We start from the raw sequence: 11,639 nt of genomic DNA on the forward strand, positions 1-11,639 counted from the left end.
ATCGGGTCGACTATTGAAGGTACGGGCTGCGAAGAACCCTCGGTACCGCCCGGAACCGTCCGACCGGTCGTGATCACGCCGCAGCGACCCTCCCCACCCCGCCACCGCACCGGATCCGCCGCCCACCCCCTACTCCGTTCGGGCCCCCCACGTGGCACGATGGCAGCGACCAGCGCCCCGCCGCGGCAGGCGCACAAGAAGGAGTGACGATGAACGACTCTCCGGGCTGGGCTTCGCCCGGATCCTCTCCGTCCGACGGCGAGCGGCCGGGCACCGAGGGCGGTACGCAGCAGCCCGCACCGTCCGCCCAGCCCGCACCTCCCGCGCAGCCCGCCGGCGACCCGAAGTGGTCCGCCGAGCAGCCGCCGCCCGGTCAGTGGTCGAGCCCGGGCACCACTCCGGCGGCCCCGCAGGCGCAGCCGCAGCCCACCACGGGCTGGGGGCAGCAGCCGGGCACCCCGCAGGCGGGCCAGTACGGCCCCCAGCAGGGCTACCCGGGCGGCCCCGGCCAGTGGGGCCAGCCCCCCGCCGCCAAGCCCGGTGTGATCCCCCTGCGGCCCCTGGGACTCGGCGAGATCCTCGACGGCGCGGTCGCCACCATGCGCACCCACTGGCGCGCGGTACTGCCGATCACCCTGGTCGTGGCCACCGTCGTCCAGGTGATCAGTGTGATCGTCCAGAAGTTCATGCTGGACGACCTCGCCTTCGCCACGAACCCGGACGCCGGCCCCGAGGAGATCTTCGACTCGCTCGGCAGGACCCTCGGCGCGTCCGTGGTGATCCAGTTCATCCAGTTCCTCGGAACCATCCTGGTCACCGCGATGCTCACGATGGTCTTCAGCCGCGCCGTGCTCGGCCAGCACTCCTCGGTCTCCGACGCCTGGCGCGAGGCCCGCCCCCAGCTGCTGCGCCTGATCGGGCTCACCCTGCTGATGGCCCTGGGCGCCGTCCTGCTGGGCGCCGTCCTGATCCTGCCCGGCGCCCTCACCGAAAGCATCGGCCTCGTCATCCTCGGCGTCGTCCTCTGGGTGCCGCTCCTGGTCTGGCTGGGCATCAAGTTCACCCTGGCCTCACCCGCCCTGATGCTGGAGAAGAGCAGCGTCTTCAAGGCCTTCGCGCGCTCCTCGAAGCTCGTCAAGAACACCTGGTGGCGCATCTGCGGCATCACGGTGCTCACCACCGTCATCGCCTTCTTCATCTCGGGGATGATCGTCGCCCCGTTCCAGATCATCAGCCTCCTCGCCTTCGGCGGCGGCATCGACGCCCTCGAGGACGGCACCGGCATGAACAGCTGGGGCGCGCTGATCGGCCCCGCGATCGGCCTGATCATCGCGCAGACCATCGTCATGCCGTTCCAGTCCGGCGTCACCGTGCTCCTCTACGTCGACCAGCGCATCCGCCGCGAGGGACTCGACCTGGAGCTCGCCCGCGCCGCCGGCATCGAGAACTACGGCACGACCGGAGGCTGACGCACAGATGATGAGTACGGGGGGCCTCATCACCCGCGCCACGGCGCTCCTGCCGAGCGCCGAGACACCACCGGTGACGACACCGCGCGAACCCGCCAGGGAGGCGGCGGAGCGCGAACTGTCCAAGCCGATGTACCACGAGAACGACCCGAGCCTGTTCGACCGCGCCGTGCGCAAGTTCTTCGACTGGCTCGACGACCTGTTCGGCGCCGCCTCCGGGGCGACCCCCGGAGGCGGCTTCGGCCTCCTCGTCATCCTCCTCCTCGTGGTCCTCGCCGTCGGCGCCCTCTGGTGGCGCCTGGGCACCCCCGGCCGGACCGCCACCGGCCCCGGCGTCCTCTTCGCCGACGGCACCCGCAGCGCCGCCGACCACCGCACCGCGGCCGACGCCCACGCCGCCGCCGGCCGCTGGACCGAAGCCGTGCAGGAACGGATGCGCGCCGTCGTCCGCTCCCTGGAGGAGCGCACCCTGCTCGACCCGCGCCCCGGACGCACCGCCGACGAGGCCGCCGCCGAAGCCGCGGTCTCCCTGCCCGACCACGCCGCGGACCTCCGCGCCGCCGCCCGTACCTTCGACGACGTCACCTACGGCGGCCGCACCGCCGACGCCGACACGTACGCCCGCCTGCGCGCCCTCGACCTCACCCTGGACCGCGCGAAGCCGCTGCTGACGGGACCCACCGCATGACCGGCCCGACCGACCCGGCCCCGAAGGCGGCCGCTTCGGCCCCGACGTCCCCCGCGGCCACCACGGCCACCACGGCCGCCGCCGCTTCCGAGGGGCCGGAGCCCGGGGGCAACGCCACCGCCACCGCCGCCGCCCCGCGCACCCGCAACCTGCGCCGGATCCGCCGCGCCCTCACCGCCGTGGCCGTCCTCGCCGCCGGCGCCATCGCCATGGCCGCCCTCAGCTCCGGCAGCCGCCACGGCCAGCTCGACCCCCGCAGCACCGACCCCTTCGGCAGCCACGCCGTCGCCGAGCTCCTCAAGGAACGCGGCGTCACCACCCGCGTCGTCACCACCGCCCGCGAAGCCGCCGACGCCGCCGGCCCCCGCACCACCCTCCTGGTCACCGCCCCCGACCGGCTCGGCGCCACCCAGCGCGGCGTCATCCGCTCGGCCATCGACCTCTCCGGCGGCCGCACCGTCCTCCTCGCCCCCGGCAGCCACAGCCTCGGCGACCTCTCCCCCGGCGTGCACACCGCCGGCGACGCCCCCACGAACCGCCCCGACCCCGGCTGCACCCTGCCCGCCGCCACCTCGGCCGGCCGCGCCGACACCGGCGGCGGCCTCAGCTACACCACCGCCCTCCCCCGGGCCACCGCCTGCTACCCCAGCGGCGGCCACCCCACCCTCCTCGTCCTCCCCACCGGCCCCACCGGCGGCGACACCGTCCTCCTCGGCTCCGAGACGATCCTCCTCAACGAGTCCCTCGCCGACGAGGGCAACGCCTCCCTCGCCCTCCAGCTCCTCGGCTCCCGCCCGGACCTCGTCTGGTACCTGCCGTCCCTCGCGGACTCCGACCCCGACACCGCGCCCTCCGACGAGGACAAGGGCCTCCTCGACCTCATCCCGGCCGGCTGGTCCTGGGCCCTGCTCCAGCTCTTCGTCGCCGCCGCCCTCGCCGCCCTCTGGCGCGCCCGACGCCTGGGCCCCCTCGTCACCGAGAAGCTCCCCGTCGCCATCCGCGCCTCCGAGGCCACCGAGGGCCGCGCCCGCCTCTACCGCAAGGCCGACGCCCGCGACCGCGCCGCCACCGTGCTGCGCGCCGCCGCCCGCGAACGCCTCGCCGCACTGCTCGGCGTACCGCACACCCAGGCCCACGACCCCGCGGCACTGGTCCCGGCCGTCTCCGCCCGCCTGACCGGCGAGCCCCGTGACGCGACCGCCCTCCTCTTCGGCACCACCCCCTCCGACGACGCGGCACTCGTCGCGCTCGCCGACCACCTCGACGCCCTCGAAAGAGAGGTCCGTACGTCATGACGTACCCGGCCACCGAGTCCACGGCAGTGACCGCGGACAGCGCCCGCGCTTCCCTCGAAGCGCTCCGCACCGAGATCGGCAAGGCCGTGGTCGGTCAGGACTCCGCCGTCACCGGACTCGTCGTCGCGCTCCTGTGCCGCGGCCACGTCCTCCTCGAAGGCGTCCCCGGCGTCGCCAAGACCCTCCTCGTACGGGCCCTGGCCGCCGCCCTCGAACTCGACACCAAGCGCGTCCAGTTCACCCCCGACCTGATGCCGAGCGACGTCACCGGCTCGCTCGTCTACGACGCCCGCACCGCCGAGTTCTCCTTCCAGGACGGCCCGGTCTTCACCAACCTCCTCCTCGCGGACGAGATCAACCGCACCCCGCCCAAGACCCAGTCCTCCCTCCTCGAAGCGATGGAGGAACGCCAGGTCACCGTCGACGGCACCCCGCGGAAGCTGCCCGACCCGTTCCTCGTCGCCGCCACCATGAACCCGGTCGAGTACGAGGGCACGTACCCCCTCCCGGAAGCCCAGCTCGACCGCTTCCTCCTCAAGCTCACCGTCCCCCTCCCCTCCCGCGAGGACGAGATCGGGGTCCTGACCCGCCACGCCGCCGGCTTCAACCCCCGCGACCTGCACGCCGCCGGCATCCGCCCGGTCGCCGGACCGGCCCAGCTCGAAGCCGCCCGCCGGGCCGTCGCCCAGGTGTCCGTCTCCCCCGAGATCGCCGGCTACGTCGTCGACGTCTGCCGCGCCACGCGCGAATCGCCGTCCCTCACCCTCGGCGTCTCCCCCCGCGGCGCGACCGCCCTGCTGGCCACCGCCCGCGCCTGGGCCTGGCTCACCGGCCGCGACTACGTCACCCCCGACGACGTCAAGGCCCTCGCCCTGCCGACCCTGCGCCACCGCGTCCAGCTGCGCCCGGAAGCGGAGATGGAGGGAGTCACGGCCGACGCCGTCATCACGGCGATCCTCTCCCACGTCCCCGTCCCCCGCTGATGGCGCTCACCGGACGCGCCGCCCTGCTGGCGGCCCTCGGCAGCATCCCGGTCGGCCTCCTCGAACCGAGCTGGACCGGCATGCTCGCCGTCAACGGCCCGATCGCCCTGGCCTGCGCGCTCGACTGCGCCCTGGCGGCGCCCGTACGCGGCCTCGTGCTGGCCCGCTCCGGAGACACCTCGGTCCGCCTCGGCGAACCGGCGGACGTCCACCTCACCGTCACCAACCCCAGCAGCCGCAAGCTCCGGGCCCGCGTCCGCGACGCCTGGCCCCCGAGCAGCTGGCTCCCGGGGACGGAGACCGCCGCGTCCCGCCACGAAGTGGTCGTCCCCGCGGGCGAACGCCGCCGACTGACCACCCGGCTGCTGCCGACCCGCCGCGGCGACCGCCGGGCCGACCGCGTCACCATCCGCTCATACGGCCCCCTGGGCCTGTGGGCCCGCCAGGGCTCCCAGGTGCCCCCCTGGACCGTCCGCGTCCTGCCGCCCTTCACCAGCCGCAAGCACCTCCCGTCCCGGCTGGCCCGCCTGCGCGAACTGGACGGCCGTACGAGCGTCCTGACCCGCGGCGAGGGCACCGAGTTCGACAGCCTCCGCGACTACGTCCCCGGCGACGACACCCGCTCCATCGACTGGCGCGCCACGGCCCGCCAGAACAAGGTGGCCGTCCGCACCTGGCGCCCCGAACGCGACCGGCACATCCTCATCTGCCTGGACACCGGCCGCACCTCGGCGGGCCGCGTCGGCGACGCCCCCCGCCTGGACTCCGCGATGGACGCGGCCCTGCTCCTCGCCGCACTGGCCACCCGCGCCGGCGACCGCGTGGACCTCCTGGCCCACGACCGCCGCCCCCGGGCCCAGGTCCAGGGGCGCGCCTCGGCCGACGTCCTCCCGTCCTTCGTGAACGCGATGGCCACCCTCGAACCGGAACTGGTCGAGACGGACTCCCGCACCCTGGTGTCCACCATCCTCCGCAATGCCCCGCGCAGGTCCCTGGTGGTCCTCCTGACGAGCCTGGACGCGGCCCCGATCGAAGAGGGCCTGCTCCCGGTGCTCCCGCGTCTCACGCAGCGCCACACGGTCCTGCTGGCTTCGGTCGCCGACCCTCACGTCGCGGCCATGACAAATTCACGGGGCACGGTGGAGGCGGTCTACGAGGCCGCCGCCGGCACCCAGACCCAGTCCCAGCGCCGCCGCACGGCCGACCAGCTCACCCGCCACGGAGTCCATGTCGTCGACGCCACCCCGGACACCCTGGCCCCGTCCCTGGCGGACGCCTACCTGGCCCTGAAGGCCGCCGGCCGCCTCTGATCGATCAGAGATTGACCCGCTTGAGGTAGACCCGGCAGCGGTGCCCGATGGTCTGGTACCAGACCATCAGGTGCTCGTCCTCGTAGGTACGCAGCCGCATGGGTGCCGGGTCTTCGTACAGGCTGCCGCTCTTCGGGTCGATTCCCATCGCGGCCAGGTCCACCAGGCCGTCCATGATCCGGCTGACGAGCGCTTGGCAGTCGTCGGCCATGTCTCCCAGTACCCACGCACGGCTCGGATCGCACTCCCACGCCCAGCCCTGCTCGTTCTCGACGGCCTCACCGCGGTCGGTCACAGACCGATCTCCCGCTGGGCCTCCGCCAGAATACGACTGCTGGTCTCCATGGATGCCTGGAAGGCCTTCTCGCCCGCCGTCGGGTCGCCCGCGACGCGCTCCGCTTCGGCCAAGGCCGCGGACCTCGCCGGCCACCTGTGGATGGCAACGTGGGTCGCCCACTTGATCAGAAAGAACCGGAGCGGGTTGATGGCCCCCGTCTCGGCTGCCCGGTCGAACGCCTCGTGACACTCCTTGTCGAAGGCCGCGAGGCTCGGCATGTCCAGCCGCCTCACGGCGTCGCGAAGCGCCTCACGAGTCATGGCCGGCTGAGCGATGAGCGGGCCATCGGCTTCTGCGTGCTGTGCTGTCATCGTGTCCTCCACGGAGAACCTTAGGATACCGAGCTCCGCTTGGGTCGTGAACGCAGAAAAGCCCCGCACCATAAGGTGCGGGGCTTTCCCACAATAAAAGTTCGGCGGCGTCCTACTCTCCCACAGGGTCCCCCCTGCAGTACCATCGGCGCTGAAAGGCTTAGCTTCCGGGTTCGGAATGTAACCGGGCGTTTCCCTAACGCTATGACCACCGAAACACTATGAAATTTAGAACGCTGGTGTTTTCACAGCTGTTCGTTATTTCAGAACTAACACAGTGGACGCGAGCAACTGAGGACAAGCCCTCGGCCTATTAGTACCAGTCAGCTTCACCCGTTACCGGGCTTCCACATCTGGCCTATCAACCCAGTCGTCTACTGGGAGCCTTACCCTCTCAAGGAGGTGGGAATACTCATCTTGAAGCAGGCTTCCCGCTTAGATGCTTTCAGCGGTTATCCCTCCCGAACGTAGCCAACCAGCCATGCCCTTGGCAGGACAACTGGCACACCAGAGGTTCGTCCGTCCCGGTCCTCTCGTACTAGGGACAGCCCTTCTCAATATTCCTACGCGCACAGCGGATAGGGACCGAACTGTCTCACGACGTTCTAAACCCAGCTCGCGTACCGCTTTAATGGGCGAACAGCCCAACCCTTGGGACCGACTCCAGCCCCAGGATGCGACGAGCCGACATCGAGGTGCCAAACCATCCCGTCGATATGGACTCTTGGGGAAGATCAGCCTGTTATCCCCGGGGTACCTTTTATCCGTTGAGCGACGGCGCTTCCACAAGCCACCGCCGGATCACTAGTCCCGACTTTCGTCCCTGCTCGACCCGTCGGTCTCACAGTCAAGCTCCCTTGTGCACTTACACTCAACACCTGATTGCCAACCAGGCTGAGGGAACCTTTGGGCGCCTCCGTTACCCTTTGGGAGGCAACCGCCCCAGTTAAACTACCCATCAGACACTGTCCCTGATCCGGATCACGGACCGAGGTTAGACATCCAGCACGACCAGAGTGGTATTTCAACGGCGACTCCACAACCACTGGCGTGGCTGCTTCAAAGTCTCCCACCTATCCTACACAAGCCGAACCGAACACCAATATCAAACTGTAGTAAAGGTCCCGGGGTCTTTCCGTCCTGCTGCGCGAAACGAGCATCTTTACTCGTAGTGCAATTTCACCGGGCCTATGGTTGAGACAGTCGAGAAGTCGTTACGCCATTCGTGCAGGTCGGAACTTACCCGACAAGGAATTTCGCTACCTTAGGATGGTTATAGTTACCACCGCCGTTTACTGGCGCTTAAGTTCTCAGCTTCGCAACCCCGAAAGGTCACTAACCGGTCCCCTTAACGTTCCAGCACCGGGCAGGCGTCAGTCCGTATACATCGCCTTACGGCTTCGCACGGACCTGTGTTTTTAGTAAACAGTCGCTTCTCGCTGGTCTCTGCGGCCACCCCCAGCTCACGGAGCAAGTCCGATCACCAGTGATGGCCCCCCTTCTCCCGAAGTTACGGGGGCATTTTGCCGAGTTCCTTAACCATAGTTCACCCGAACGCCTCGGTATTCTCTACCTGACCACCTGAGTCGGTTTAGGGTACGGGCCGCCATGAAACTCGCTAGAGGCTTTTCTCGACAGCATAGGATCATCCACTTCACCACAATCGGCTCGGCATCAGGTCTCAGCCTTATATGAGGGACGGATTTGCCTACCCCTCGGCCTACACCCTTACCCCGGGACAACCACCGCCCGGGCTGGACTACCTTCCTGCGTCACCCCATCGCTTACCTACTACAAGTCTGGTTCGTCGGCTCCACCACTTTCCTTTCCCCGAAGGGTCCGGAACGGCTTCACGGACTTAGCATCGCCTGATTCGATATTGGGCGTTTCAAAGCGGGTACCGGAATATCAACCGGTTGTCCATCGACTACGCCTGTCGGCCTCGCCTTAGGTCCCGACTTACCCTGGGCAGATCAGCTTGACCCAGGAACCCTTAGTCAATCGGCGCACACGTTTCTCACGTGTGTATCGCTACTCATGCCTGCATTCTCACTCGTGAACCGTCCACAACTAGCTTCCGCTGCTGCTTCACCCGGCACACGACGCTCCCCTACCCATCACAGCGGGCGTTGGCCCTATTGCTGCAATGACACGACTTCGGCGGTACGCTTGAGCCCCGCTACATTGTCGGCGCGGAATCACTTGACCAGTGAGCTATTACGCACTCTTTCAAGGGTGGCTGCTTCTAAGCCAACCTCCTGGTTGTCTCTGCGACTCCACATCCTTTCCCACTTAGCGTACGCTTAGGGGCCTTAGTCGATGCTCTGGGCTGTTTCCCTCTCGACCATGGAGCTTATCCCCCACAGTCTCACTGCCGTGCTCTCACTTACCGGCATTCGGAGTTTGGCTAAGGTCAGTAACCCGGTAGGGCCCATCGCCTATCCAGTGCTCTACCTCCGGCAAGAAACACACGACGCTGCACCTAAATGCATTTCGGGGAGAACCAGCTATCACGGAGTTTGATTGGCCTTTCACCCCTAACCACAGGTCATCCCCCAGGTTTTCAACCCTGGTGGGTTCGGTCCTCCACGAAGTCTTACCTCCGCTTCAACCTGCCCATGGCTAGATCACTCCGCTTCGGGTCTAGAGCGTGCAACTCAATCGCCCTGTTCGGACTCGCTTTCGCTACGGCTTCCCCACACGGGTTAACCTCGCTACACACCGCTAACTCGCAGGCTCATTCTTCAAAAGGCACGCAGTCACGAGATACAGCAAGCTGCATCCGACGCTCCCACGGCTTGTAGGCACACGGTTTCAGGTACTATTTCACTCCGCTCCCGCGGTACTTTTCACCATTCCCTCACGGTACTATCCGCTATCGGTCACCAGGGAATATTTAGGCTTAGCGGGTGGTCCCGCCAGATTCACACGGGATTTCTCGGGCCCCGTGCTACTTGGGAGATGAGCAAGCAAGCCGCTGATGTTTCGTCTACGGGGGTCTTACCCTCTACGCCGGACCTTTCGCATGTCCTTCGACTACATCAACGGTTTCTGACTCGCCCAGCCGCCGGCAGACGACTGAAGCTCATTCCCACAACCCCGCATACGCAACCCCTGCCGGGTATCACACGCATACGGTTTGGCCTCATCCGGTTTCGCTCGCCACTACTCCCGGAATCACGGTTGTTTTCTCTTCCTGAGGGTACTGAGATGTTTCACTTCCCCTCGTTCCCTCCACACTGCCTATGTGTTCAGCAGTGGGTGACAGCCCATGACGACTGCCGGGTTTCCCCATTCGGACACCCCCGGATCAAAGCTCAGTTGGCAGCTCCCCGGGGCCTATCGCGGCCTCTCACGTCCTTCATCGGTTCCTGGTGCCAAGGCATCCACCGTGCGCCCTTAAAAACTTGGCCACAGATGCTCGCGTCCACTGTGTAGTTCTCAAACAACGACCAGCCACCCATCACACACTCCCTGAGGAATGCTTTACCGGGGCCGGCACTGAAGATCTCAACCTTACGGCCGTACCTTCAGGACCCAACAACGTGCCAGGCACGATCCCGTCCACTTCACTGTGTTCCACGCCGAGGCAGTACTTACAGAGAGTTTCGGAAACCGTGCCAACTAATCAACGTTCCACCCATGAGCTGACCGTGCAGAACGTTTGTCTGCAATCGGTACTGTGCTCCTTAGAAAGGAGGTGATCCAGCCGCACCTTCCGGTACGGCTACCTTGTTACGACTTCGTCCCAATCGCCAGTCCCACCTTCGACAGCTCCCTCCACAAGGGTTGGGCCACCGGCTTCGGGTGTTACCGACTTTCGTGACGTGACGGGCGGTGTGTACAAGGCCCGGGAACGTATTCACCGCAGCAATGCTGATCTGCGATTACTAGCGACTCCGACTTCATGGGGTCGAGTTGCAGACCCCAATCCGAACTGAGACCGGCTTTTTGAGATTCGCTCCACCTCACGGTATCGCAGCTCATTGTACCGGCCATTGTAGCACGTGTGCAGCCCAAGACATAAGGGGCATGATGACTTGACGTCGTCCCCACCTTCCTCCGAGTTGACCCCGGCGGTCTCCTGTGAGTCCCCATCACCCCGAAGGGCATGCTGGCAACACAGGACAAGGGTTGCGCTCGTTGCGGGACTTAACCCAACATCTCACGACACGAGCTGACGACAGCCATGCACCACCTGTATACCGACCACAAGGGGGGCACTATCTCTAATGCTTTCCGGTATATGTCAAGCCTTGGTAAGGTTCTTCGCGTTGCGTCGAATTAAGCCACATGCTCCGCCGCTTGTGCGGGCCCCCGTCAATTCCTTTGAGTTTTAGCCTTGCGGCCGTACTCCCCAGGCGGGGAACTTAATGCGTTAGCTGCGGCACCGACGACGTGGAATGTCGCCAACACCTAGTTCCCAACGTTTACGGCGTGGACTACCAGGGTATCTAATCCTGTTCGCTCCCCACGCTTTCGCTCCTCAGCGTCAGTAATGGCCCAGAGATCCGCCTTCGCCACCGGTGTTCCTCCTGATATCTGCGCATTTCACCGCTACACCAGGAATTCCGATCTCCCCTACCACACTCTAGCTAGCCCGTATCGAATGCAGACCCGAGGTTAAGCCTCGGGCTTTCACATCCGACGTGACAAGCCGCCTACGAGCTCTTTACGCCCAATAATTCCGGACAACGCTTGCGCCCTACGTATTACCGCGGCTGCTGGCACGTAGTTAGCCGGCGCTTCTTCTGCAGGTACCGTCACTTTCGCTTCTTCCCTGCTGAAAGAGGTTTACAACCCGAAGGCCGTCATCCCTCACGCGGCGTCGCTGCATCAGGCTTTCGCCCATTGTGCAATATTCCCCACTGCTGCCTCCCGTAGGAGTCTGGGCCGTGTCTCAGTCCCAGTGTGGCCGGTCGCCCTCTCAGGCCGGCTACCCGTCGTCGCCTTGGTGGGCCATTACCCCACCAACAAGCTGATAGGCCGCGGGCTCATCCTTCACCGCCGGAGCTTTCAACCCCCGCCCATGCAGGCAGGAGTGGTATCCGGTATTAGACCCCGTTTCCAGGGCTTGTCCCAGAGTGAAGGGCAGATTGCCCACGTGTTACTCACCCGTTCGCCACTAATCCACCCCGAAGGGCTTCATCGTTCGACTTGCATGTGTTAAGCACGCCGCCAGCGTTCGTCCTGAGCCAGGATCAAACTCTCCATGAATGTTTACCCGTAATCGGGTGCACACATCA

7 protein-coding genes and 3 rRNA genes are annotated in these 11,639 nt (G+C 66.3%); 5 read left to right on the top strand and 5 right to left on the bottom strand.

What is annotated here, in order from left to right; all coding sequences use genetic code 11:
- Positions 1–209 precede the first annotated feature (209 nt).
- The 5 genes from ACXNSR_RS15410 to ACXNSR_RS15430 are packed head-to-tail and all read left to right on the top strand — an operon-like array spanning position 210 to position 5,745.
- Entirely contained in the window at positions 210–1,469 is a 1,260-nt protein-coding gene (locus ACXNSR_RS15410) for a glycerophosphoryl diester phosphodiesterase membrane domain-containing protein (protein ID WP_458642585.1), read from the top strand.
- A gap of 7 nt (positions 1,470–1,476) precedes the next feature.
- The gene (locus tag ACXNSR_RS15415; protein ID WP_458642586.1) at positions 1,477–2,157 is read left to right on the top strand and encodes a DUF4129 domain-containing protein; all 681 of its coding nucleotides are present in this window, start codon (positions 1,477–1,479) and stop codon (positions 2,155–2,157) included.
- A complete protein-coding gene (locus ACXNSR_RS15420) occupies positions 2,154–3,452 on the top strand; it encodes a DUF4350 domain-containing protein (protein WP_458642587.1) in 1,299 nt (432 codons plus the stop codon). The genes ACXNSR_RS15415 and ACXNSR_RS15420 overlap by 4 nt, the downstream gene beginning before the upstream one ends.
- Positions 3,449–4,435: an AAA family ATPase gene (locus tag ACXNSR_RS15425; RefSeq protein WP_458642588.1), complete on the top strand. Its 987-nt coding sequence runs from the start codon at positions 3,449–3,451 to the stop codon at positions 4,433–4,435. Before ACXNSR_RS15420 ends, ACXNSR_RS15425 begins: the two co-directional genes overlap by 4 nt.
- A complete protein-coding gene (locus tag ACXNSR_RS15430) occupies positions 4,435–5,745 on the top strand; it encodes a DUF58 domain-containing protein (protein WP_458642589.1) in 1,311 nt (436 codons plus the stop codon). The genes ACXNSR_RS15425 and ACXNSR_RS15430 overlap by 1 nt, the downstream gene beginning before the upstream one ends.
- A gap of 4 nt (positions 5,746–5,749) precedes the next feature.
- Here ACXNSR_RS15430 and ACXNSR_RS15435 read toward each other — a convergent pair whose 3' ends face one another.
- The 5 genes from ACXNSR_RS15435 to ACXNSR_RS15455 form a co-directional block, all read right to left on the bottom strand.
- A complete protein-coding gene (locus ACXNSR_RS15435; RefSeq protein ID WP_458642590.1) occupies positions 5,750–6,040 on the bottom strand; it encodes a hypothetical protein in 291 nt (96 codons plus the stop codon).
- Entirely contained in the window at positions 6,037–6,405 is a 369-nt protein-coding gene (locus ACXNSR_RS15440) for a DUF6247 family protein (protein WP_458642591.1), read from the bottom strand. The genes ACXNSR_RS15435 and ACXNSR_RS15440 overlap by 4 nt, the downstream gene beginning before the upstream one ends.
- Before the next feature lie 87 nt (positions 6,406–6,492).
- Positions 6,493–6,609, bottom strand: a 5S ribosomal RNA gene (gene rrf / locus ACXNSR_RS15445).
- A 77-nt stretch (positions 6,610–6,686) separates the two neighbouring features.
- Positions 6,687–9,806, bottom strand: a 23S ribosomal RNA gene (locus ACXNSR_RS15450).
- Between the two features lie 280 nt (positions 9,807–10,086).
- Positions 10,087–11,610 (bottom strand): 16S ribosomal RNA (locus ACXNSR_RS15455).
- The 16S, 23S and 5S rRNA genes sit together here, the layout of an rRNA operon.
- Between the last annotated feature and the right edge of the window lie 29 nt (positions 11,611–11,639).

It is taken from the genome of Streptomyces sp. NC-S4 (assembly GCF_054353315.1).